The sequence below is a fragment of the Bradyrhizobium sp. CCBAU 45384 genome, assembly GCF_028128665.1.
Lineage (GTDB): Bacteria > Pseudomonadota > Alphaproteobacteria > Rhizobiales > Xanthobacteraceae > Bradyrhizobium > Bradyrhizobium manausense.
In genome coordinates this window covers 115,696-139,710 of record NZ_LBIZ01000117.1, presented here as the reverse complement: position 1 = coordinate 139,710, position 24,015 = coordinate 115,696, and the positions used below count along the sequence as shown (strand labels likewise).

At 65.0% G+C, this 24,015-nt stretch carries 21 protein-coding genes; 16 read left to right on the top strand and 5 right to left on the bottom strand.

The features are described 5' to 3' along the window. Nucleotides 1-15: 15 nt before the first annotated feature. From XH80_RS32155 to iolG, 4 genes are all read right to left on the bottom strand, one after another. Entirely contained in the window at nucleotides 16-2,196 is a 2,181-nt protein-coding gene (locus tag XH80_RS32155; protein WP_271602075.1) for an ABC transporter permease, read from the bottom strand. Between the two features lie 22 nt (nucleotides 2,197-2,218). Further along, nucleotides 2,219-3,253, bottom strand: a complete 1,035-nt coding sequence (locus XH80_RS32150; RefSeq protein WP_271602074.1) for an ABC transporter substrate-binding protein — start codon at nucleotides 3,251-3,253, stop codon at nucleotides 2,219-2,221. A 93-nt stretch (nucleotides 3,254-3,346) separates the two neighbouring features. After that, the gene (locus XH80_RS32145; RefSeq protein WP_271602073.1) at nucleotides 3,347-4,129 is read right to left on the bottom strand and encodes an inositol monophosphatase family protein; all 783 of its coding nucleotides are present in this window, start codon (nucleotides 4,127-4,129) and stop codon (nucleotides 3,347-3,349) included. Between the two features lie 2 nt (nucleotides 4,130-4,131). Beyond that, nucleotides 4,132-5,124 (bottom strand): inositol 2-dehydrogenase, encoded by a 993-nt coding sequence (iolG, locus tag XH80_RS32140; protein WP_271602072.1) that lies wholly within the window; start codon nucleotides 5,122-5,124, stop codon nucleotides 4,132-4,134. Nucleotides 5,125-5,351: 227 nt separating this feature from the next. Between iolG and iolD the strand changes: the two genes are divergently transcribed. Both iolD and iolE read left to right on the top strand, forming a co-directional pair. Then, nucleotides 5,352-7,193 (top strand): 3D-(3,5/4)-trihydroxycyclohexane-1,2-dione acylhydrolase (decyclizing), encoded by a 1,842-nt coding sequence (gene iolD / locus XH80_RS32135; RefSeq protein WP_271602071.1) that lies wholly within the window; start codon nucleotides 5,352-5,354, stop codon nucleotides 7,191-7,193. A 15-nt stretch (nucleotides 7,194-7,208) separates the two neighbouring features. Next, the gene (gene iolE, locus XH80_RS32130; RefSeq protein ID WP_271602070.1) at nucleotides 7,209-8,108 is read left to right on the top strand and encodes a myo-inosose-2 dehydratase; all 900 of its coding nucleotides are present in this window, start codon (nucleotides 7,209-7,211) and stop codon (nucleotides 8,106-8,108) included. Nucleotides 8,109-8,138: 30 nt separating this feature from the next. On the opposite strand, the gene XH80_RS32125 is transcribed toward iolE, so the two are convergent. Then, nucleotides 8,139-8,897 carry an SDR family NAD(P)-dependent oxidoreductase gene (locus XH80_RS32125; protein ID WP_271602069.1) on the bottom strand — a complete coding sequence of 253 codons (759 nt, stop codon included), beginning with the start codon at nucleotides 8,895-8,897 and terminating at the stop codon, nucleotides 8,139-8,141. A gap of 163 nt (nucleotides 8,898-9,060) precedes the next feature. Between XH80_RS32125 and XH80_RS32120 the strand changes: the two genes are divergently transcribed. The 14 genes from XH80_RS32120 (at nucleotide 9,061) to XH80_RS32055 (ending at nucleotide 24,000) form a co-directional block, all read left to right on the top strand. Then, a complete protein-coding gene (locus XH80_RS32120; RefSeq protein WP_271602068.1) occupies nucleotides 9,061-10,329 on the top strand; it encodes an extracellular solute-binding protein in 1,269 nt (422 codons plus the stop codon). 2 nt (nucleotides 10,330-10,331) lie between these two features. Further along, nucleotides 10,332-11,273: a carbohydrate ABC transporter permease gene (locus tag XH80_RS32115; RefSeq protein ID WP_271602067.1), complete on the top strand. Its 942-nt coding sequence runs from the start codon at nucleotides 10,332-10,334 to the stop codon at nucleotides 11,271-11,273. Beyond that, nucleotides 11,266-12,114, top strand: coding sequence for a carbohydrate ABC transporter permease (locus tag XH80_RS32110; protein WP_271602066.1), 849 nt, complete (start codon nucleotides 11,266-11,268; stop codon nucleotides 12,112-12,114). Before XH80_RS32115 ends, XH80_RS32110 begins: the two co-directional genes overlap by 8 nt. Nucleotides 12,115-12,136: 22 nt before the next feature. Further along, on the top strand, nucleotides 12,137-13,234 hold the full coding sequence (locus XH80_RS32105) for a Gfo/Idh/MocA family protein (RefSeq protein WP_271602065.1): 1,098 nt from the start codon (nucleotides 12,137-12,139) through the stop codon (nucleotides 13,232-13,234). A 10-nt stretch (nucleotides 13,235-13,244) separates the two neighbouring features. Next, entirely contained in the window at nucleotides 13,245-13,889 is a 645-nt protein-coding gene (locus XH80_RS32100; protein WP_057759104.1) for a ThuA domain-containing protein, read from the top strand. Beyond that, nucleotides 13,886-14,935, top strand: a complete 1,050-nt coding sequence (locus tag XH80_RS32095; RefSeq protein WP_271602064.1) for a LacI family DNA-binding transcriptional regulator — start codon at nucleotides 13,886-13,888, stop codon at nucleotides 14,933-14,935. The genes XH80_RS32100 and XH80_RS32095 overlap by 4 nt, the downstream gene beginning before the upstream one ends. A gap of 208 nt (nucleotides 14,936-15,143) precedes the next feature. Further along, nucleotides 15,144-16,094: a PDR/VanB family oxidoreductase gene (locus XH80_RS32090; RefSeq protein ID WP_271602063.1), complete on the top strand. Its 951-nt coding sequence runs from the start codon at nucleotides 15,144-15,146 to the stop codon at nucleotides 16,092-16,094. An 8-nt stretch (nucleotides 16,095-16,102) separates the two neighbouring features. Continuing rightward, nucleotides 16,103-17,443, top strand: coding sequence for a Rieske 2Fe-2S domain-containing protein (locus XH80_RS32085; protein ID WP_271602062.1), 1,341 nt, complete (start codon nucleotides 16,103-16,105; stop codon nucleotides 17,441-17,443). Beyond that, the gene (locus tag XH80_RS32080) at nucleotides 17,440-17,916 is read left to right on the top strand and encodes an aromatic-ring-hydroxylating dioxygenase subunit beta (protein ID WP_271602061.1); all 477 of its coding nucleotides are present in this window, start codon (nucleotides 17,440-17,442) and stop codon (nucleotides 17,914-17,916) included. The genes XH80_RS32085 and XH80_RS32080 overlap by 4 nt, the downstream gene beginning before the upstream one ends. 7 nt (nucleotides 17,917-17,923) lie before the next feature. Further along, on the top strand, nucleotides 17,924-19,540 hold the full coding sequence (locus tag XH80_RS32075) for an ATP-dependent acyl-CoA ligase (protein ID WP_271602060.1): 1,617 nt from the start codon (nucleotides 17,924-17,926) through the stop codon (nucleotides 19,538-19,540). Nucleotides 19,541-19,542: 2 nt separating this feature from the next. Further along, nucleotides 19,543-20,271 carry an SDR family NAD(P)-dependent oxidoreductase gene (locus XH80_RS32070; protein ID WP_271602059.1) on the top strand — a complete coding sequence of 243 codons (729 nt, stop codon included), beginning with the start codon at nucleotides 19,543-19,545 and terminating at the stop codon, nucleotides 20,269-20,271. Nucleotides 20,272-20,418: 147 nt separating this feature from the next. Beyond that, nucleotides 20,419-21,420 carry a LacI family DNA-binding transcriptional regulator gene (locus tag XH80_RS32065; protein ID WP_271602058.1) on the top strand — a complete coding sequence of 334 codons (1,002 nt, stop codon included), beginning with the start codon at nucleotides 20,419-20,421 and terminating at the stop codon, nucleotides 21,418-21,420. Next, nucleotides 21,417-22,955, top strand: coding sequence for a sugar ABC transporter ATP-binding protein (locus tag XH80_RS32060; RefSeq protein ID WP_271602057.1), 1,539 nt, complete (start codon nucleotides 21,417-21,419; stop codon nucleotides 22,953-22,955). Before XH80_RS32065 ends, XH80_RS32060 begins: the two co-directional genes overlap by 4 nt. Beyond that, nucleotides 22,948-24,000, top strand: a complete 1,053-nt coding sequence (locus XH80_RS32055) for an ABC transporter permease (protein WP_057758715.1) — start codon at nucleotides 22,948-22,950, stop codon at nucleotides 23,998-24,000. The genes XH80_RS32060 and XH80_RS32055 overlap by 8 nt, the downstream gene beginning before the upstream one ends. The last annotated feature ends 15 nt before the right edge of the window (nucleotides 24,001-24,015 follow it).

Below are 24,015 nucleotides of genomic sequence, written 5' to 3'. Positions count from 1 at the left end.
TCCTATCTGCAAGTCCTATCTGGCCGGCTCGGCGGCCGAGGTCGCGAGCGCAACGGGCCTGCGGCCAAGCTTGCGCTCGCCGACGCCGAACTGGATGAGCGCGATGCCCGCCGCCATGACGACGATCAGCACCGAGGAGTAGGCGATGGCGAGGCCGAACTCGCCGGCCTCGACTCGCCCGACAATGTAGGCTGTGGCGAGATTGTATTCGGCCGACACCAGAAAGATCACGGCGCTGACCGAGGTGATGCTGCGCACGAAGCTGTAGATCAGCGCCGCGACGAGCGCGGGCTTGAGCAACGGCAGCACCACACGGCGCAATGTCGTGAAGCTGCGCGCCCGCAAGGTGGTCGAGGCCTCGTCGAGGCTCTTGTCGATCTGGGCCAGTCCCGCAATGCCCGAGCGTATGCCGACGGGCATGTTGCGGAACACGAAGGCGAGCACGAGAATGAGGCCGGTCCCGGTGATCTCGATCGGCGGCACGTTGAAGGCGAGGATATAGGCGACCCCGAGCACGGTGCCGGGAATGGCGAAGCTCAGCATGGTCGTGAATTCGAGCAGCTGCCGGCCGACGAAGCGTTGCCGCGTGAGCAGATAGGCGGTGAGCAGGCCGATCAGCGCCGTCAGTGGTGCCGAGATCGCAGCCACTTTCAACGTCGTGAACAAAGAGGGCCAGGCTGCGCCCTCGAAGAACAGGCCGTGGCTGAAATCGACGGCGAAGCCGGTGCGGTAATGCTCCAGCGTCGGCGTATGATCTCGGCCCATCGTCTTGACGAAGCCGCCGATCAGGATGACCGCGTAGATCACCGCTGTCAGCACGACCCAGGGTACGATCACCGCGGCGGAGAGCACGGTGACGGAGGTCGGAAGCTTCGCCGGAATGCCGGCATCGCCTTTGCCGGAGACGGTGGTGTAGCTCTTGCCGCCGAGCCAGCTCTGCTGCAGCCAGAATGCACCGAGCGTGAAGACGAGCAGCACGATCGCGAGCACGGCCGCCAGACCCTGGTTGTGTGCGGCGCCGACCACGGCAAAGAAGATCTTGGTCGAAAGCACCTCGAAATTGCCGCCGAGCACGAGCGGGTTGCCGAAATCGGCCAGGCTCTCGACGAAGCCGAGCAGAAAGGCGTTGGCGAGCCCCGGTCGCAGCAGCGGCCAGGTCACGGAGCGGAACGTCTGCCAATGCCTGGCGCCCAGCGTCTGGGACGCCTCTTCGAGGCTGGGAGCGATGCCCTGAACCACGCCCATCAGCACGAGAAAGGCGATCGGCGCGAAGGCCAGCACCTGCGCCAGCAGCACGCCCGGCAGGCCGTAGATCCAGCGCGAGCGCGGGATGCCGAACCATTCGGACATCAGGCCGGTGACGACGCCGGAACGGCCGAACAACAGGATGAGCGCCAGACCGATGACGAAGGGCGGCGTGATGATCGGCAGCACCGTCATCGCGCGCATCAGCCGCTTGCCGGGCATCGCCGTGCGTAACACCAGCAGCGCGCAGGCGAGGCCCAGCAGCGTGGTGATGAGGCCGGTCAGCACGCCGAGGATCAATGTGTTCCAGGCGACGCCGCAGGCGATGCCGCCGCCGACGCAGCCGAGGCCCCAGATCGTCGAGGAGAAGAGGCGGCCTGCGAATTCGCCCAGCGCCCAGCTGCCGTTGGCGTCGACCAGCGCACTGCGCAGGATCGTCGCCACCGGCAGGAAGATGAAGAGGCCGATCAGCAGCACCACGACACCGATGGAGGACGTGGTGAAGAGATCGCCCCGACAGAACCCGCGATAGGCGAGGCCGTGGCAGAGCAGCAAGAGGAGCGAGAACAGCGTCAGCAGCGCGCCGAAACCCATGCCCGGCTGCGCGGCGCCTGCGCCGCCCAGCAGCGCGGCGAGCCAGGGAATGCCTTGCCCGGGCAGCGTCACCGCAAAGCCTTGTGCGAAGAACGCTACCAGGCCGAGCAGCCCGGCGACGATCAACGCGGGCCCACTAAGGGTGGTCTCGGCACGGACGGCGAGGAGCGTCGCCGCAAGCAGCGCGATGCCGATCGGCCACAGCCATGGGGCTGCGCCTGATGTCGCAAGCACCAGCGCGGTGCCGGCCCGCCCGAACGGATAGCCTGCAAGGTCCCAACCTTCCGGCAGGTACCATGGCACGAGCATATAGCCCAACCAGCCGAGCAGAAGAGCAAGCCGTGTCGAAGGGCGCATCCGAGATCTCCGCAGCCGACGGCTATTTCGGCAGCGCCTTGACCTCCTTGTCCCACTTCGTCAGCAGCCGCGAGCGCTCCGCGGACGAGCCGTATTTGACGAAGTCGTAGTTGATCAGCTTCATCTCGCTCATCTTCGGCGCCTGCGGCGGCACCGGAGCGTTCTTGTTGGACGGCACCTGATACGACTTCGCGGGGGCCGCGAGGGCCTGTGCGGCGGGGCTTAGCGCCCAATCGTAGAACTTCTTGGCGTTCTCCAGATTGCGTGCGCCCTTGACGATCGACATCGAGCCGATCTCGTAGCCGGTGCCTTCGCACGGGGCGACCGCCTTGATCGGGTCGCCCTGGACCGCATAGGTGAGGGCATCATGGATGAAGACGATGCCGACGGCGGTCTCGCCGAGGCTCGCAGCCTTGGCCGGCGCGGCGCCTGATTTGGTGTACTGGCTGACATTCTTGTGCAGGGCCTTGAGATAATCGAAGCCCTTGTCCTCGCCCATCAGCTGCACGACCGTGGCAAGCAGGGTATAGGCGGTGCCGGACGAGTTCGGGTCGGCGACCTGCACGTCATCCCTGAGCTTGGGGTTGAGCAGGTCGGCCCAGCATTTCGGCTCCGGGATGCCCTTGGCCTTGATCTGCTCGGTGTTGTAGCCGAAGCCGAGCGCGCCGGCGTAGATGCCGATCGCGCGCTGCTTCGCCGCTTTCCACTGGTTCAGCGCCCAGTCGTGCAGATCCCGGTTGGCGGGGGATTCGTATTCGAGCGTCAGTCCCTCATCGGCGGCCTGAAGATGCGGGTCGCCGGTGCCGCCCCACCAGATGTCGGCGCGGGGGTTCGAGGCCTCGGCCCTGAGCTGCGCATAGGTTTCGCCGGCGGATTTCCGCGTCATCGAAACCTTGATGCCGGTCTCCTTCTCGAAGGTGGTGGACATCGCGCGGCACCATTCCTCCTGCACGCCGCAATACATGACGAGCGACCCCTCGGCCGACGCCGAGGCTGCGCCCGCGACCAGGATACCGGCGCTGAACAGCGCCCTGGCAATCAGGGATTTCCAAACCATGGTCCACCTCCCCAGAACGAGAACTTGATATTCTCTGTCATTGGCTGGGACGGTGGCGTCTCTTCAGGTCCAAAGCAATAACTATTAAGTCGACTAGGAAATCCCGGTGATTTCGCTGAGCTGCGATGCCAGCGCCGGCGTGCAGCACAGGATCGGGTTGCCCTTGCTGATGCCGTCACCGGCGAAGAAGTCGCTGACCCAGCCGCCGGCCTCGCCGACGATCACGATGCCTGCGGCAACGTCCCAGGCGTTGATGTGCAGCTCGGCGTAGCCCTCGGTGCGCCCGGTTGCGACATTGCAGAGGCCCAAAGTGCCCGAGCCCACGCGCCTGACCGAGCAGCCGGCATCATAACCGCGGCCGATCATGTCGACATAGCGCTGCGGCGGAATACGGGACGACCAGCCCAGTTCGATGGAGGCCTGCCTGAGGTCATCGATACCTGAGACGGCAATCTTCCGCCCATTCAGGGTCGCGCCCTGGCCACGCTGGCCGACATAGAGCTCGTCCAGTGCGGGCGCGGCGACGATACCGATCGTCGGCTCGCGGTTGAACAAAAAGCCGATGGAGATGCACCAGTTGCGATCGCTATGGGCGAAGTTCGCAGTGCCGTCGATCGGATCGAGGATCCAGACCGCATCGCTGGCCTCGCCGCCGCCTTCCTCGCCGATGACAGTGTCGCCGGGGAAGAGCTCCGTCAGCCGTGCGCGCAAAAAGTCTTCGACGGCACCGTCGGCGACGGTGAGCCAATCCTGCGCGCCTTTCATCGTGACGCCGAGGCTTTCCTGCCGGCCGAAATAGCCGAGCGCGATGCGCCCCGCTTCAGTGGCGAGGCCCTGGGCCGCGTAACGGCGCAGCATGAGGTCGGCCGGCGTCATGCTCAGGCAGCCTTGATCGCGACAGGGCGGCCGGTGCGGGCCGACTCGGTCGCCGCGTCGGCGAGCACCTGCGCGCGCAGCCCGTCGAGACCGGTGGGAGAGGGCGCAGCCTTGCCGCTGCAGGCATCGATGAAGGCCGCAAGCTCGGCGCGATAGGCGGCGGCATAGCGTTCGAGAAAGAAGTTCTGCACCGGATCGGCACGGAAGCCCTGGCGGGTCGCGATCTCCAGAGTCGTCTCGTGGACGTTGCCGGCCCGCAGCATGCCCTTCGCGCCATGCACTTCGACGCGCTGGTCGTAGCCGTAAGTGGCACGGCGCGAATTCGAGATCTGCGCGATGCGCCCGCTCGCCGTCTTCATGACCACAGCGGCGGTGTCGACGTCGCCGGCTTCGCCGATCGCCTTGTCCACCAGCGCCGATCCGACTGCGAAGATGACGACCGGCTCCTCGGCCAGCAGGAAGCGCGCCATGTCGAAATCGTGGATCATCATGTCGCGGAACAGGCCGCCCGAGCGTTTCACATAGTCGACCGGCGGCGGTCCGGGATCGCGCGAGATCACGCTGACGATCTCGATCTCGCCGGCCTCGCCGCTGCGCAGCCGCTTCTCCAGCGCCGCAAAGTTCGGATCGAAGCGGCGGTTGAAGCCGATCATGAGAGGCTTGCCGGATTTTTCCACCGTGGCGAGGCAGCGGCGAATGCGGTCCGAATCGAGATCGACCGGCTTCTCGCAGAACACCGCCTTGCCGGCCGAAACGGCGGCTTCGATCAGGTCGGCATGCGTGTCGGTCGGCGTGCAGATCAGGATGGCGTCGATGGCTGAATCGCCGATGATCGCATCCGCATCGGCCACTTTCGCGCCCGTCGCCTGAGCCAGCGAGGACGCAGCCTCGTTCGAGGCGTCGGCCACCGCGACGAGCCGTGCATCGCTGCGCGCCGCTACATTGAGACCGTGAATGCGCCCGATCCTGCCGGCGCCGAGAAGTCCAAACCGCATTGCCATCATCACTGCTTGACTATTCGAATAAGCATTCCATTCTCTGCGCCGCCCAGTCAAGGTCGGAGCTTGCACTTCTCGATGTCATCAACCGCCACGCAACATCGTATCGGATCGAGCGACGACACATTCGCGACACAGTTGTGCGAGCACAAGCGCTCGGTCGGCGCGATGGCGGAATTTCTTGACGGGCCGGTCCGCGCGACGGGGTTGAGTGGGAGCGAGTGATGGCGACGATCAGGCTCACGATGGCCCAGGCGCTTGTCGCCGCGATGGCCGCGCAACGGACTGTCATCGACGGGAAGGATCAGCCGCTGTTCGCCGGCGTCTGGGCGATCTTCGGGCATGGCAATGTCGCAGGCCTCGGCGAGGCGCTTTATGCCGCGCGCGACCGCCTGCCGACATTGCGCGCGCATAATGAGCAGGCGATGGCGCATGCCGCGATTGCCTTCGCGAAAACCTCGCGCCGCCGGCGCACGATGGCGGTGACGAGCTCGATCGGCCCCGGCGCGACCAATATGGTGACGGCGGCAGCCGTCGCTCACGTCAATCGCCTGCCGGTGTTGCTGCTGCCGGGCGATGTCTTCGCCGGACGCCGTCCCGATCCCGTGCTGCAGCAGATCGAGGATTTCGGCGACGGCACTGTCTCCGCCAATGATTGCTTCAGGCCCGTCTCGCGCTATTTCGATCGCATCACCAGGCCCGAGCAGATCATGCCCGCTTTCGAGCGGGCGATGCAGGTTCTGACCGACGCGGCCGAATGTGGACCCGTGACGCTTGCGCTCTGCCAGGACGTGCAAACGGAAGCCTTCGACTATCCCGACTGGTTCTTCGCCGAGCGCGTCTGGCAGCCGCGCCGTCCGCGCGCCGACGCGACGCAGATGGCGCAGGCCGCAGCGCTGCTCAAGGCCGCCAAGCGCCCGCTCGTCGTCGCTGGCGGCGGCGTTCTCTACAGCGAGGCGGAAGCCGAGCTTGCGGCCTTCTGCACCGCGCACGGCATTCCGGCGGCAGAAACGCAGGCCGGCAAGAGCGCGCTGCCGCACGACCATCCTCTTAATCTCGGCGCGATCGGCGTCACCGGCACCGGCGCCGCCAATGATGCGGCGCGGCAGGCCGATCTCGTGCTGGCGATCGGCACCCGCTTGCAGGATTTCACCACCGGCTCGCGCTCGCTGTTCGCCGATCCCGCCTGCCGGATCATCGGCCTCAATACGCAAAGCTTCGATGCCGGCAAGCATCGCGCGCAGCCGCTCGTGGCCGATGCCAAGGTCGGCCTGGCCGAGCTCGGCACCGCCCTTCAGGGCTGGACGGCACCTGCCGTCTGGACCGGGCAGGCCAGGAGTGGCCGCACGGCCTGGCTGGAAACGGCCGCGCGCTACACCGCGTCAGGCAACGAAACCTTGCCGAGCGATGCCCAGGTCATCGGCGCCGTCCAGCGCCGCAGCCGGCCAAGCGATGTCGTGCTGTGCGCGGCCGGCGGCTTGCCCGGCGAGCTGCACAAGCTGTGGCAGCCGGGCGCGCCCGGCGGCTACCACATGGAATACGGCTATTCCTGCATGGGCTACGAAATCGCCGGCGGGCTCGGCGTCAAGCTCGCCGATCCCTCGCGCGAAGTCATCGTGATGGTCGGCGACGGCTCCTATCTGATGATGAATTCCGAGATCGCCACGTCGGTAATGTTAGGGGCAAAACTCATCATCGTCGTGCTCGATAACAGAGGCTTCGGCTGCATCAACCGGCTCCAGAACGCGACCGGTGGCGCCCCTTTCAACAACCTCTTGCGCGACGCCCGTCACGAGACGCTGCCCGAGATCGACTTCGCGGCCCACGCCGCCTCGATGGGAGCGACCGCGCGCAAGGTCGCCGGTATCGCTGAGCTGGAAGCGGCGTTCGAGGAGGCGCGAGGTCATGACCGGACCAGTGTCGTCGTGATCGACACCGATCCGCTGCGCTCGACCGACGCCGGTGGCCATTGGTGGGAGGTGGCGGTGCCGGCGGTCTCCGAGCGCACCGAGGTCGAAGCCGCAAGGCGCGGCTATATCGAGGCGCTTGCGCGTCGCAATATCTGATCGAGTGAGGACGACATGCCTATCCGTATCGGCGCCAACCCCATCGGCTGGTCGAACGACGATCTCCAGGAGATCGGCGGCGACACACCGCTCGAGACCTGCCTTGCCGAGGCGCGCGAAGCCGGCTTCGAGGGCATGGAGCTCGGCCACAAATTTCCGCGCGAGCCGCAGGCCCTGAAGGCCGCGCTCGCGCCTTTCGGCATGGCCTGCATCTCCGGCTGGTATTCGGCGGAGCTCCTGAAGCGCGATGCCGACGCGGAGATGCAGCATCTGCGCCCGCATCTCGATCTCCTCAAGGCGATGGGATCATCAGTCCTCGTTTTCGCCGAGACCTCGAATGCGATCCACGGCGATCGCCGCAAGCCGCTGTCGCAGCGGCCGGTTATGAAGGCAGGCGACTGGGCGCAGTTCGGCCGCCGCATCACTGAAGTCGCCGAGCGCACGCTCGCCGAAGGCGTCAGGCTGGTCTACCATCATCACATCGGCACCATCGTCGAAAGCGCTGATGACATCGACGCCTTCATGGCGGCGACCGGCGAGGCTGCGCATCTCCTGCTCGACACCGGCCACGCCACCTGGGGCGGTGCCGATCCGGCCGCGCTGGCGCGAAAATATCGCGCCCGCATCAGCCACGTCCACGCCAAGGATGTGCGCCGGGCGGTGATGGAGCAGGCGCGCCGCGAGGACTGGAGCTTCCTCGATGCGGTGCTGGGGCAGGGCAGCGAGCTCGGTGTCTACACCGTGCCCGGCGACGGCATGGTCGATTACCCCGCCGTCTTCCGCGAACTGCCGGGCTATTCCGGCTGGATCGTCGTCGAGGCTGAGCAGGACCCGCAGAAGGCACACCCGCTGACCTATGCCAAGAAGGGTGTTGCCCATCTGAAGCAGAGCCTGAAGGCGGCTGGGCTTACCTGATTGTGGTTCTGCCCAGCCGGGCGAAGCGCCTCAGACCCAGCCGCCGTCGACGATGTAGTGCTGGGCGGTGCAGGCAGAGGCTTCGTCTGAGGCGAGGAAGAGGGTGAATTTCGCGACTTCATCAGGCACGAGCCGGCGCTTCAGGCACTGACGCTGCTGCAGCTCGGCTTCGCCTGCGGGCGTCATCCATTTCTCGAGCTGGCGCTCGGTCATGATCCATCCCGGTGCGATCGCGTTGACGCGGATGTTGAAGGGACCGTAGTCACGCGCCAGCGAGCGCGTGAGCCCGATCACGCCTGATTTGCTGGCGGTGTAGGCGGCCATGCCGCCCTGTCCGGCGATCCACGACACCGAGCCGAAATTGATGATGGCGCCCGACTTGGCCGCCTTCATGTCCGGCAACACGGCCTGTGACGCAAAGAACTGGTGCTTCAGGTTCACCGCGATGCGGTCATCCCAATATTCCGGCGTCATCTCCTCGGTCTTGTGCCGCTCGTCATGCGCGGCGTTGTTGATGAGGATGTTGATCGGCCCGTGTGCCTTGCGGGCCTCTTCGACGCCGGCGCGCAGGGCCGGGATGTCGGTCAGATCGACGCGCTGGAAATGCGCGGCCAGCCCTTGATCCGACAGCTCGCGCGCCAGGCGCTGGCCTTCGTCGACCTTGATGTCGAAGAACACGACCTTGGATTTCTGCTCCGCGAAGCGCCGCACGATCGCAGCACCAATTCCCGCTGCACCTCCGGTGATGAGCACAACCTTGCCGGCGAGGTCGGAATAGATGGCAGCCATGGGGAACCTTTCATCTTGTTATGGGCGGCGAAGCCCGCCCTGATTCTTTCGCAGGAACTTAGCCGTTCCTCTTGTGAGGTCCATATGTCAGAATTTTAGTTGCGTACCTCAAAAACTGAAGGCAGGATTGCGTTCAAAGAATAAAAGCCGTTGGGAGGTTGTGATGAGATTGCTCGGGAAGCTGGGACTCGCCGTTGCCGCATGCCTGCTTGGCGCAAATGTCGCGGCAGCCGACACCACCGTGAAATGGCTCCACATCGAGGTCAATCCGGCCCAGGTGAAGATCTGGGAGGAGGTCGCACGCAGCTATGAGGCCTCGCACCCCGGTGTGAAGGTCGAGATGCAGTTCCTCGAGAACGAGGCCTACAAGGCCAAGCTACCGACCATCCTGCAATCGAAGGACCGGCCGCACATCATCTATAGCTGGGCCGGCGGCGTCTTGAAGACGCAGGTCGATGCGGGCGTGCTGGAAGACATCACCGATTCCGTGAAGAGCGACGGCTACAGCGACACGATCGCACCGGCGGCGCTCGCCGCCTTCACGCAGAACGGCCGCGTCTTCGGACTTCCGATTTCGCTCTCGCAGGTCGGCTTCCTCTACAACAAGGATTTGATGGCCAAGGGTAATGTCGATCCAAGCAAGATCAAGACATGGGACGATCTGCTCGGCGCGGTGAAAACGCTGAAGGCCGCGGGTGTTACGCCGATTGTGGTTGGCGGTGCCGACAAATGGCCGCTGCATTTCTACTGGACGCATCTCGCTGTGCGCATCGGCGGCAAGCCGGCCTTCGATGCAGCGCTGAAGGGCGAGAATGGCGGCTTCGCCGGCGAGACCTTCCAGAAATCCGGCGAGCTGTTCAAGCAGCTGGTCGATCTGCAGCCGTTCCAGAACGGCTTCCTCGGCTTCAAGAACCCGCAGGCCGTCGGCTATTTCGGTGACGGGAAGGCCGCGATGATCCTGGCCATCTCCTCCTTCTATCACACCCAGCGCGCGCTTGCCGCCGACAAGGTCGGTCTCAGCGACGACAAGCTTGGCTGGTTCGATTTTCCGGTCGTACCCGGCGGCGGCAAGGGTGAGCCGTCAGACACGCTCGGCGGCATCACCGGCTGGCTGATCACCAAGGGCGCGCCCAAGGAAGCCACCGACTTCCTCAAGTTCTTTATCTCCAAGGACGTGCAGGCGCGGCTCGCCGCCGGCAATTTCATTGTTCCCGTCGTCAAGGGCGGCGAAGCCGGCCTCAACAGCGCCTTCATGAAGCAGATCGCAGCCAATCTGGCGAGGTCGCAGTATCACCAGAACTTCTATGACCAGAGCCTCGGCCCGTCGGTCGGGCGCGTGGTCAACGACGTCACGGCGGAGATCGCTGGTGGCAGCATGAGCCCGCAGGACGCTGCGAAGGCAATCGAAGCGGCGTACAAGCAAGGTAACTGACTGTGGCGCGACGGATCGCGATCACCTCGCCGATCAGCGTTGCCGGTGAGGCGGCTCCTCAGGTTGCGGTGCGGGGCCCGGGCTGGGACGGCCGCTTCACCGTCCTGATCCTGTTTCTGCCGCCGGCGCTGCTGCTGTTCACGCTGTTCGTGGTGCTGCCGATCGGCGAGGCGGCGTGGTACTCGGGCTTCAACTGGAACGGTTTCGGCAGGCCGACCAACTGGATCGGCTTCGACAATTATCGCTTCGTGCTCGAAACCCGCGCGTTCTGGCTCGCGCTGCGCAACAACGGACTCATCATCGCGGTCTCGCTCGCGATCCAGCTGCCGCTTGCGCTGACACTGGCCCTGATGCTGGCCGAGAAGTTCCGCGGCGCGGTGGCGCTGCGCATGCTGTTCTTCATGCCCTATATCCTGGCGGAGATCGCGACCGGCTTGATCTTCAGCTTCGTCTATGACGGTGACTACGGTCTCGTCGCATCGATCTGGCGCACCTTCGGCGCCGAGCCGCCGCACCTCCTGGCCTCGACCGATACGGCGATGCTGGCGGTGCTGATCGTCATCGTGTGGAAGTATTTCGGCTTCCATATGATGCTGTTCATCGCGGCGCTGCAGAGCCTCGACAAGAGTCTGGTCGAGGCGGCGCGAATCGACGGCGCAACGCGCTCGCAGGCGCTGCGCCATGTCGTGATCCCCTTGCTCTACCCGACCATCCGCCTCTCGGTGTTCTTCGCCATCGTCGGCTCGCTGCAGCTGTTCGATCTCGTCATGCCGCTGACGCGCGGGGGACCTGCGGATTCCTCCAACACCATGGTCAGCTTCCTCTACAACAACGGCATCTCGCGCATGCGGGTCGGCTATGGCAGCGCCATCGGCGTCATCCTGTTCGCGATCTGCGTGACCTTTGCCTTCACCTACAAGCGATGGTTCATGCGCGATGAATAGTGCCGAGACTGCCCGCGCGCCGTTCGACCCCGCAATGCTGTTCAAGGCGGCATTTCTCGGCATCGTTGCCATCTTCGTGCTGGTGCCGCTGCTTGCGACTCTGCTCGGCGGTTTCAAATCGCTCGGCGAATTGCGCGTCAATCCATTCGGCCTGCCACAACATTGGGAGTGGCAGAACTATGCGAACATCCTGTTCTCTGCCCGCTACTGGCAGCTCCTGCGCAACTCGCTGATCATCTCGACCCTCACGGTGACATTGACGCTGATCGTCGCCTCGATGGCGGCGTTCACCTTCGCCCATGTCAGGTTCTTCGGCTCGTCGATGCTGCTGAGCTATTTGACGCTCGGCCTGTTGTTTCCGGCGGCGACCGCGGTGCTGCCGCTGTTCATCAAGGTGCGCGATCTCGGCCTGCTCGATACCTATTTCGGCGTGGCGTTGCCGCAAGTGGCCTTCAGCCTCGCCATGAGCGTGCTGCTGCTGCGCCGCTTCTTCAAGGACATTCCCTATGAGCTGCTGGAGGCCGCGCTGGTCGACGGCTGCAGCTACGTCAAGTTCTTTCGTTATGTGACGCTGCCGTTGTCGCGGCCGATCCTGGCCACCGTCGGCACCATCACCTTCGTCAACAGCTGGAACGCCTATCTGCTGCCGCTGGTGATGCTCAACACCGATGCGCTCTATCCCTGGCCGCTCGGCATCATGGTTTACCAGGGCGAATATTCGTCCGAGTGGCACCTGATCCTCGCCTTCATCACGCTCACCATCCTGCCGACGATCATTCTGTTCCTGCTGGCGCAAAAGCACATCGTTGCCGGCCTCACGGCGGGCGCGGTCAAGGGATAAGCAAGACTTCACGGAGACAACAATGAGAAAAGTCGGCGTCGGAATCATCGGCTGCGGTGTCATCAGCACTGCGTACCTCAAGGCAGCGCAGCGCTTTCCAGTCATGGAGGTGAGGGCACTCGCCGACATGCGCAGCGATGTCGCCGAGCGCCAGGGCGCCGCCTTCAACTTGCCGGCGATGCGGGTCGACCAGCTGCTCAAGCGCGATGACGTCGAGATCGTCGTCAATCTCACCGTCCCGCTCGCCCACACCGATGTCAGCCTCGCGGTGCTGAACGCGGGCAAGCACGTCCATTCCGAGAAGCCGCTCGGCATCAACGTTGCGGAAGCCCGCAAGGTGATGGATCTCGCCGCGCAGAAGAACCTTCGTGTCGGCTGCGCACCCGACACGTTCCTCGGCGGCGGGCACCAGACCGCGCGCAAGCTGATCGATGACGGCGCGATCGGCACGCCCGTGGCGGGCAGCGCCTTCTTCGGCTGCCCCGGCCATGAGCGCTGGCATCCGGCGCCGGGCTTTTATTATTTGCGGGGCGGCGGGCCGATGTTGGACATGGGCCCGTATTACATCACCGATCTTGTGCAACTGCTGGGGCCCGTTGCCAGTGTGATGGGCTCGACCGCGCGCCCGAGATCCGAGCGTCTGGTCACCAGTCAGCCGATGAACGGCAGCTTCATCCCGGTCGAGGTGGCGACCCACGTCGCGGGCACACTCGAATTCGAAAGCGGGGCCGTCGTCTCGATCACGATGAGCTTCGATGTGCCGAAGCACCGCCACGCGCCGATCGAGATCTATGGCGACAAGGGCAGCATGCTGGTGCCGGACCCGAACCGCTTCGGCGGCGAAGTGCAGGTCGCCAAGACCGGCGGCGAATTTGAGACGATGCCGTTGACGCATGGTCATGTCGAAGGCGAATTCCGCTCGATCGGCGTCGCCGACATGGCCTCCGCGATCCTGAACAACCGGCCGCACCGCGCCAGCGGCGCGCTCGCCTTCCATGTGCTGGAAGTGATGGAGGCGTTCCAGACCTCGGCGGACGAGGGGCGGCGCGTCAAGATCGAAAACCGCGTCGAGCGGCCGGCGATGCTGCCGGCCGGACGTGAAACCGGACAGATCGACTGAGGGAATGAGCATGCGCAAGGCATTGATTGTATGGGGCGGCTGGCCGGGACACGATCCCGATCTCTGTGCCTCGATGATCCGCGGCTGGCTGAAGGCGGAAGGCTTCGAAGTCCGGATCGAGACCACGACCGAGGCGTTCGGCGATCCCAAGATCCACGATCTCTCGCTGATCATCCCGATCTACACCATGTCGAAGATCGAGAAGGCGGACGCGCTCAATCTCTGCGCGGCCGTGCGCAGCGGCGTCGGGCTCGCCGGTCATCATGGCGGTATGTGCGATGCCTTCCGCGATTCTGTGGACTACCAGTTCATGTGCGGCGGGCAATGGGTCGCGCATCCCGGCAACATCATCGACTACAAGGTCGACGTGACCAAGCCTGACGATCCCATCATGAAGGGCCTGAAGAGTTTTGAGCATCGTTCCGAGCAGTATTACATGCATGTCGATCCCGCTATCGAGGTGCTGGCGACGACGACCTTTACCGGCGAGCACGCGCCCTGGATCGACGGCGTGGTGATGCCGGTGGTCTGGAAGAAGCAATATGGCGCGGGCAGGGTGTTCTATTCCTCGCTCGGTCATCGCGCCTATGAGCTCGACGTACCGGAGATCCGGACATTGATGACCCGCGGCATGCTGTGGGCGGCGCGCGAATGACTGAGAGCGCGACCCAGCCCATGGCTCGCGCCACGCTCGAGGATGTCGCGCGCGCGGCGGGGGTGTCGCTCGCCACCGTCGATCGCGTCGTCAACCGGCGCGAGGGCGTGCGCGCCAAGACCGTCGCGCGTGTCGAGGCCGCGGTGGCAAAACTGGGCTATCGTGCCGACGTCGCCGCTGCGCGCCTCGCCCGCGGGCAGTCGTTTCGTTTCGCCTTCGTGCTGCCGACCGGCAGCAACAGCTTCATGACCAATTTGTCCGAGCAGGTCCAGCGCACCGCCGGCTGGCTTGCCGGCCAGCGCGGCTTCATCGACGTCCGCCACGTCGACGTGTTCGATCCGGAAGTTCTGGCCGGCGCACTGGAGGATTTGTCGCCGGTCTATCAGGGGGTCGCCGTGGTCGCGCTCGACCATCCCAAGGTCCGCGACGCGATCGACGAGCTCACCGCGCGCGGGATCGTCGTGGTGACCCTTGTATCGGACGCGCCGAGCTCGCGCCGTCTGCACTATGTCGGTATCGACAATCCGGCCGCGGGACGGACCGCGGCAACGCTGATGGGGCGCTTTCTCGCCGCTCGCGACGGCAAGGTTGCGGTCATCGCGGGATCGTTGTCGCTGCGCGATCACAGCGAGCGGCAGTTCGGCTTCCATCAGATCTTGTCCAGCGAGTATCCAAACCTGGTGACATTGCCTGTCATCGAGGGCCGTGACGACAGCGAGCGCACGCGGGAGCTGACCACCGCGCTGCTCAAACGCCATGCGGACCTGCGCGGCATCTATTGCTGCGGCGCCGGCAATCGCGGCATTGCCGAGGCACTCGAGGCCTCCGGCCGCGCGCGCGACGTGGTCTGGATCACCCATGAACTGACCCAGCATACGCGTCGCTTCCTGGTGCGCGGCACGCTCGATGCGATCATCAACCAGGATCCCGGCCACGAGGCGCGCTCCGCCGCACGGGTGCTGCTGGCGCATTGCATGGAAGAGCCGATCAGCCCCGATCAGGAGCGCATCCGCATCGACATCTTCCTGCGCGACAACCTGCCGTAACGGCCTGATGGTGTCGGCGGAGCGCTCGGGACGATGCATCGCCCGGGACTGTTCAGGCCGGCACACCCCAGCATACCAAGAGCTCCATCTTCCCAAATAGTTAGAGGCGCGATGTGCGCCCCGCCGGGCCTGGCCCGCGCGGACGATTGACAGGCAATTATTACATGTCTAAAAATATGCAAATTCATATAATTCACGGGCCGCCTGAATGGACGCGCATCCGCTCAAGCTCAAGGTCAGGTCGTATGCCGCGGAGACGCCGTTCATACGGAGCCTTGTGTTTGGCGTGGAGGACGGGGCCGTGCCGCGCTGGCAGGCCGGCGCGCATCTCCGCGTGGCGCTCCCCGATGGAGGGGACCGGCCGTATTCGCTGATGGCGTTGCCGGGCCTGCCTGGGGATGCGCTGGCGCTCGGTGTCCTGCGCGAAGAGGCTTCGAACGGCGGTTCGCAATTCATGCACGCGCTGAAGGTCGGCGATGTCGTGAAGGCGAGCGCGCCGGTCAACAATTTTCGCCTGCACGAGGGAAGCGCGCCGGCGCTGCTGTTTGCCGGCGGCATCGGCATCACGCCTGTACTGTCGATGGCGGCGGAGCTGGCGGCGCGAGGAAGTCCGTATCGCCTGCATTATGCCGGCCGTAAGCAAGGACTGCTGGCGTTCCTGCCGCAATTGCAGGAGATCTGCGCCAGGAATCTGTCTGTTCACTACGACAGCGACGAGACCCGCCTCGACATTGCAGCAGCGCTCGGCGCTTCAGGTGCAAATGCTCACATCTATGTCTGCGGCCCCTCAGGCATGATCGAGGCGGTCAAGGCCGGTGCGCTCGCCGCCGGCGTATCAGCCGATCGCATCCATTACGAGCTGTTCAAATCCGAGCAGCCGTCCTCGCCGGACCGGCCGTTCGAGGTCGAGATCAAATCGACCGGGCAGGTCGTCGGCGTCGCGGTGGGGCAGAGCATCATCCAGGCGCTGGAGGCGGCGGGGCTCGACGTTCTCTACGACTGCCAGCGCGGCGATTGCGGCATCTGCCAATGCGGCGTGATCGATGGCGTGCCTGATCACCGCGACGTCATTCTCAGCGACGAGGAGAGGGCGTGCAACAAGGTCATGCAGATCTGTGTGTCGCGCGCCAAGTCCGAACGTCTGGTGCTGGATTTGTGAGGGGAGCCATGACGAAATACGGAAGGAATGCCCAAGCGATTGCCGCGCTGGTGCGCGAGGCCGAGGTGCACCGCGACGTCTATGTCGACCCTGAAATCTTCGAGCTCGAGATGGAGCACCTGTTTCCGAACAGCTGGATCTATGTCGGCCATGCCAGCCAGCTGGCCAATTCAGGCGATTTCATCACTGCCACCATCGGCCGGCAGCCGGTCATGACCAGCCGCCACAGCGACGGCTCCATCCACGTCTTCTACAATCGCTGCCCGCACAAGGGCGTGAAGATCGCCTCTGAGCCCTGCGGCAACACCGGAAAATTCTTTCGCTGTCCCTATCATGCCTGGTCCTTCAAGACCGATGGCTCGCTGCTCGCGATTCCCTTGAAGAAGGGCTACGAGAGCACCGGCTTCGGCGACACCCAGGCCAATGAGGGGCTGTCGAAGGTCGAAAACGTCGTCATCTACCGCGATTTCATCTTCGCCCGCCTCAGCGATAATGGCGTGTCGTTCGAGGATTATTTCGGCGAGAGCCTCTCGACCATCGACAACATGGTCGACCGCTCGCCGGAGGGAAAGCTCGCAGTCCAGGCGACGCCGATCCGCTACATGCACAGCTGCAATTGGAAGATGCTGGTCGAGAACCAGACCGACACCTGCCATCCCATGGTGGCGCATGAGAGCTCGGCCGGCACCGCGGTCAAGGTCTGGAAGCGCGAGCAGGGGGATGCCACGGAGACGCCGATGGCGGTGCAGCTCTACGGGCCCTTCATGAGCCCGTACGAGTTCTACGAGCAGAGCGGCATCAGGATCTGGCCGAACGGCCACGGTCACACCGGCGTCGCCAACTCCATCCATTCGAACTATCAGGATGTCCCCGGCTATCTCGACCAGATGGTTGCGGCCTATGGCGAGCAGCGGGCGCACGAGATCCTCGGCGAGGTCAGACACAATACCGTCTATTTCCCGAACATCATGGTCAAGGGCGCGGTGCAGATCCTGCGCAACTTCATCCCCGTAGCGGTCGACAAGACGCTGGTCGAGAGCTGGGTCTATCGCCTGGTCGGCGCGCCCGACAAGCTCTACGAGCGGGCCCTGATGTACAACCGCTTCATCAACGCGCCCACTTCGATCGTCGGCCACGACGATCTCGAAATGTACGAGCGAGCGCAGGAAGGGCTGAAGTCGAACGGCAATCAATGGGTCAATCTGCGGCGGCTCTACGACGATCATGAGGAGCATGATGTCACGGCCGTCATCAACGGCACGTCGGAGCGGCAGATGCGAAACCAGTTCCATGCCTGGGCGAAATTCATGACCATGGACATGGACAAGCGCATCGAGGCCGCGGAATGATCAGCGAGAGGGACGTTACGGACTTCATCTACCGCGAGGCTGAGCTGCTCGACACCATGCAGTGGCAGGCCTGGCTCGAACTGTTTCATCCCGAGGGGCGCTACTGGATGCCGTTGGAATGGCAGCAGCAGGATCCGGTGCTGCAGCCGTCCTTGATGTACGAGGACCTGCTGCTCCTGAAGGTTCGCGTCGAGCGGCTGGCCGGCGAGCGCACCTTCAGCCAGAAGCCGAAGAGCCGCTGTCATCATCTGCTCCAGGCGCCCAGGATCGTGGCGTGCGATCCTGAAGCCGGCGTGTTCAAGGCGCGGACGTCCTACATCTACACCGAGACCCGCGGTGATACGCTGGAGTGTTATTCGGGATGGGCCTCGCACGATCTCGTAGAGGTCGGCGATGCCCTGAAGATCAAGCTCAAGCGGATCGATCTCGTCAATTTCGATGCGCCGTTCGGCAATATCCAGCTTTTCATGTGAGACTGCTTTGACCCCTGCGACCTCAGTCTATGACCGCTTTCGCGAGACCGCGCTGCGCCGGGGTGAGGCGGGCTTCCTCAACGTGCTGCCGGAGACCGCCGAGATCTACGGCATCGCCGCGGGCGAGATCTCCTACCGCGCGATGCTCGACCGGGTCGAACGCCGGCGCGCGGCCTTTGTAGAGCGCGGCTACGGCGAAGGTCACCGGGTCGGGCTGCTGCTGCAGAACCGGCCCGTCTTCATCGAGCTGTGGTTCGCCCTCAATGCGCTCGGTGTCTCCGTGGTGCCGATCAATCCGGACCTGCGCCTCAGTGAGCTCGAATACATCATCGCGCATTCCGAGATGAACGCGGCCTTCGTCCTCGCCGAGCGGCGCGAGGAGGTCGGGGCGGCGGCACGCCAGGCCGGCCGGCCGATCCCTGTCGTGACCGATCAGGACGACGTTCCCGCGCCCTTCGGCGGCGCGCGGCCAGCGAGCGCGGGCGACGGCTGGAGCGAATGCGCGCTTCTCTATACATCAGGCACGACGGGGCAGCCCAAGGGCTGCGTGCTCACCAACACCTATTTCCTGCATTCCGGCAACTGGTATCGCGACGTCGGCGGGCTGATCGACCTCGGGGACGATGGCGAGCGCATGATCACGCCGCTGCCGTTGTTCCACATGAATGCGATGGCGGTGTCGCTGATGGCGATGCTCTCGGTCGGCGGCTGCCTGACCATGCTCGATCGCTTTCATCCGCGTTCCTGGTGGGCCTCGGTGCGCGACAGCCGCGCCACCTGCCTGCATTATCTCGGCGTCATGCCCTCGATGCTGATGAGCGCGCCGCCATCGGACCAGGACCGGGCGCATAGCGTGCGCTTCGGCTTCGGCGCCGGCGTCGACAAGCTGCTGCATGCACCGTTCGAGCAGCGCTTCGGCTTTCCGCTGCTGGAGGCCTGGGCGATGACCGAGACCGGCAGCGGCGGCGTCATCGCCGCCAATGTCGAGCCGCGCAAGATTGGCACCAGCTGCTTTGGTCGTCCGGCCCCCGAGGTGGAGGTTCGGATCGTGGATGATGCCGGCAACGATGCTCCAAACGACGTCCCCGGCGAGCTCCTGGTGCGGCGGGCCGGCGCCGATCCACGTTACGGCTTCTTCCGCGAATATCTGAAGAATCCGGAAGCCACTGCTGAGGCATGGGCCGGCGGCTGGCTGCACACCGGCGACGTCGTGTTGCGCGATGCCGATGGCGATCTGCACTTCGTCGATCGCAAGAAGAACGTGATCCGCCGCTCCGGCGAGAACATCGCCGCGGTCGAGGTCGAATCCGTGCTCAACCGCCATCCCGCGATCCGGCAGGCTGCCGTTACGGCGACGCCCGATCAGCTGCGCGGCGACGAGGTCGCGGCGGTGATCATCGCAGAACACAGCGGCGCCGACCGTGCGCTCGCCGAACAGATCGTGCGCTGGAGCCTGGAGCAGATGGCCTATTACAAGGCGCCGGGCTGGATCGCTTTCGTCGATAGCCTGCCGCTGACGGCAACCGAGAAAATCCAGCGCGGCAGCCTGAAGGATTTTGTCGCGAAGCTGATGCGTGAGGGCGCGTTCTTCGACCTTCGCGACCTCAAGAAGCGGCAGATCTGATCATGGGCGAGCAGCGCACCACACTCATCACCGGCGGCAATTCCGGAATCGGCGAGGCGCTGGCGAAGAAGCTGGTCGCGCGCGGCGAGCGCGTGGTCTCGGTCGGGCTGGAGCAGCCGACATGGACGCATGAGCTGCTCGCGGCCTACCGCGCCGATCTCTCCGATCTCGAGGAGACGCGCGCGGTCGCGCAAGAGATTTGCCGCGATCACGCCATCGATCGCCTCGTGCACAATGCCGGCGTGATCCTGCCGAACCTGCTGCCCGATGCGAGGCCGGAAGACATTTTGATGCTGGCGCAGCTGCATCTGGGTGCGCCGATGCTGCTGACCCAGGCGGCGCTGGAGGGGATGCTGGCGCGCCGCTTCGGGCGCATCGTGTTCGTCTCGTCGCGCGCGGCGATGGGCGCCGCGACCCGCTCGGCCTATTCGGCCACCAAGGCCGGCGTGCACGGCATGGCCCGGACCTGGGCACTGGAGCTTGCCGCTGGTGGCATCACCGTGAATGTGGTGGCGCCGGGGCCGATCCTCACCGACAATTTCTGGGGCATCATCCCGAAGGACTCCGAGCAGCAGGAGCGGATGGCGCGCAACGTCCCCGTCGGGCGGCTCGGCTCCCGCGAGGATGTCGCGCACGCCATCTCGTTCTTCCTCGACGAGCGCTCGGACTTCGTCACCGGCCAGGTGCTCTATGTCTGCGGCGGCACCAGCCTCGTCGGGCTGGGGCCCTAAAAGGCCGTGAGACCAGGCTCGATTTTTTGCGGCGACGCCGAAGCTAGACGACAGTGAATGGCATAAAAACGATTGCGCAAACGTTTTCGTGTGACATAATCCTCCAAAACTTGGGTTGTTCAACAAAGCCCAGGCACGGGAGGGGACGTGGCGACCATCGCCGATGTAGCCCGCAAAGCGGGCGTTTCGGTCTCGACCGTTTCACATGTCGTGAACGGTACGCGGCGGGTTGCGCCGGACACGGCACGCGCCGTGGAAGCGGCGATCGCCTCCTTGAGTTACCGCCCCAACATCATGGCGCGCAGCCTGAAGGCCGCGTCGACCCGTTCGGTCGGCATCGCCATCTCTTCAATCTCCAATCCCTATTTCAGCGACATCATCTGCGCGATCGAAACCGAGTGTGCGCGCCTCGGCATGATGGTGTTTCTGTCCGATACCGAGGACGACCCGGAGCGTGAGCTCGAGGTCGTCATGGCGCTGCATCAACGGCGCGTCGACGGCATCATCCTCGCGCCGAGTCCCGATCCCGATCGCCGCACGCTCGCCTATCTGCGCGACGTCGGGCTGCCCTGTGTGCTTGTCGATCGCATGCCCGACCCGACCTTCGATCAGGTCGGCATCAACAACCGCGAGGCGATGCGCAATCTCGTCGCGCGGGTCGCCGCGCACGGTCACCGCCGCATCGGCTATGTCGGCGGCAATCCCGGCTTCGCGACCACGCTCGCGCGCATTGCCGGCTATCGCGAGGGCCTGGCCGGCGCCGGCGGCGCGATCGACGAACGCCTTCTGGTGACCGGCAGTGCGACGACGAACAGCGCGATGCAGGCGGCGGAGCGGCTCCTTGATCTCGATCAGCCGCCGACCGCCTTGGTCGGTGGCAACAATCTCGCGACGATCGGCATCATGAAGGCCATCCATAGGCGCGGATTGCGGGTGCCGAAGGATATCTCGATCGTCGGCTTCGACGATTTCGAATGGGCCGATTGCTTTGAGCCGCGCCTGACGCTGGTCGCGCAGCCCTGCGCCGAGATCGGCCGGCGCGCTGCCTTCCTGCTCATGGAGCGCATCGCCGCGCCGCAAGGGGCGCGGCGTTCCATTCAACTCGACGCTGTTATCATCGAGCGCGAATCTTGCGGGAGGCCCAAATGAACACGGGCTCTCACACCCCGTTGCTCGCCATGCGCGGCATCGTCAAGAGCTTTGGCGGCGCGCAGGCGCTGCGCGGCGTCGATTTCGATCTCGAAAGCGGGGAAATCCACGCGCTGCTTGGCGAGAACGGCGCGGGCAAGTCGACCCTGATGAATGTTCTCTCCGGCGTGATCGCGCCGGATCAGGGCGAGATCCGCGTCGACGGGGCCGCCGTCCGCTTCACCGATCCACGCGCCGCGCAGGCCGCGGGGGTTGCGACGATCTTCCAGGAGCTCGATCTCGTCCCGAGCCTCGACGTAACCGCCAACCTGTTCCTCGGCCGAGAGCTAACGCGGGCCGGCGTGCTCGATGGCGGCGCGATGCGTCGCGCGGCGCGGGCGCGGCTTGATGAGATCGGATTCGATGTGGATGTCGATCAGCCCGTCGGTGAATTGTCGGTCGGCAGGCGGCAGATCGTCGCGATCGCCAAGGCCCTGACCTACGCGTCGCGAATTCTCGTGATGGACGAGCCGACGGCCGCGTTGACCGCCGCGGAGGTGCAGCGGTTGTTTCATGTGATGCGCGAGATCGCACGGCGCGGGGTCGGCATCGTCTATATCTCGCATCGGCTCGAAGAGGTGCCGCGCGTCGCCGACCGCGTGACGATCTTGCGCGACGGCAGGATCGCAGGGACGGCGCCGCCGACCGCTCCGCAATCCGATCTCGTGGCGTTGCTCGTCGGACGGCCGCTCGCAGAGCTCTATCCGCGCCGCAGCGGCGCATTCGGTCGCCGTGTGCTGCATCTGGAGCGGGCCGCCTATCGCCCGCGCCGGCCCAAGGCCGGCTGGCGTGCGCCGCGCGAGGTCTCGCTCGAGGTGCGCGCCGGCGAGGTCGTCGGCTTGGCCGGCATCATGGGAGCGGGACGGACCGAGCTGCTCTCTACACTCTATGGCGCGGGCGGTCCCGGCGCCTGGTCGGGCCGCGTCGAGGTCGGGGAGAGGCCGGCCAGGCTGACCTCTATAGCGGAGGCGCGCCGCGCCGGCGTCGCCTTTGTCAGCGATGATCGCCGCGGCGCCGGCTTGATGTTGCGCGACAGCGTCGAACGCAATCTCGTCGCCTCGGTGCTGCGGCGCGTGTCGCCGTTCTTTCTGATGTCGCAGGTGCGCCAGGCGAGACTCGCCCGTCAGGCGATCAAGGCGTTCGACGTGCGGCCGCCGCGGCCTGAGCTTGCGGTCGGCGCCCTCTCCGGAGGCAACCAGCAGAAAGTCGCGCTTGCCAAGGAGGTGCTCGGCGAGCCGCGCCTGCTTCTGCTCGATGAGCCGACGCGCGGCGTGGATGTCGGCGCAAAGGGCGAAATCTATGCCCGCATTCGCGAGCTCGCCGCGCAAGGCGTCGGCATTCTCGTCGCCTCAAGCGAAATGCCCGAACTGATCGGCCTGTGCGATCGTATCGTCGTGCTGAGGGGTGGGCGTACGGTAGCCGAATTTCCCGCCGGCGCCGCGGAGGACGACATCCTCGCGGTGGCCGAATCCAGTCAGGACGATAGCGATGAATGACGCCGCAACACTCTTGAAATCCGCACCCGCACGGTCCACGCCGAGGCGCCGTCTTGATTTCTTCGCGATCGCGGTCCGTTTTCAGAGCGTCATCGGCCTCATCCTCGTTGCGATCGGCGGCGTCATCTTCTCGCCGCGGCGGCACGGCTCCATCCTGTTCCTGGCGCCTGATAACATCGCGAACATCGTGCGGGCGATTTCCGAGACCGGCATCATCGCCGTCGGCATGACCTTCGTCATCATCACCGCAGGCATCGATCTGTCGGTCGGCGCGCTGCTCAGCCTGTGCAGTGTGCTTACCGCCACGATCATGACGACCTGGGGCTGGGGACTTGTTCCGACCCTGCTGTTCGTCATGATCTGCGGCGCTCTGTTCGGTTGCGCGCAGGGCGCGATCTCGACCCGATTCCGCCTCGAGGCTTTCATCGTGACGCTGGCGGGCCTGCAGGTCGCACGCGGCCTGGCGCTGGTGATCTCCAACAACCAGTACATCAATATCTCCTACGGCAATGGTCCAGGTCTTGCGCCGCCGATCTTCTCGGTGCTGGGTGATCGTCTGTTCGACAACACGGTTCCGGTCGCAACCCTGGTCTTTCTCGTCGTCGCGATCGTGGCCATTTTCGTGCTGAACTTCACGCGCTTTGGCCGCTATGTCTTCGCGGTCGGCGGCAATGAGCGGGCGGCGCGGCTTTCCGGCGTGCCAGTCACGCTGGTCAAGATCTCGGTCTATGCGATTACGGGTCTGGTGTCGGCCATCGCCGGCATCGTCCACGCCGGCCAGTTCAATTTCGGCAGCGCCAATGATGGTACAGGTTACGAATTGACCGCGATCGCGGCGGTGGTGATCGGCGGCACCAGCCTGTTCGGCGGCGCCGGCTCGATGATCGGCACGATCGCAGGTGCGATCATGCTCGGTGCATTGGCCAACATCCTTCAGCTCAACAACATCAATGCGGCGCTGCAGCTGCTCGCGACCGGCGCGATCATCGTCGTGGCCGCGGTTCTTCAATCTCTCGTTCGTCGCCGCGAGGGATTGGGTCGTTGACCCCAATGGCGACGC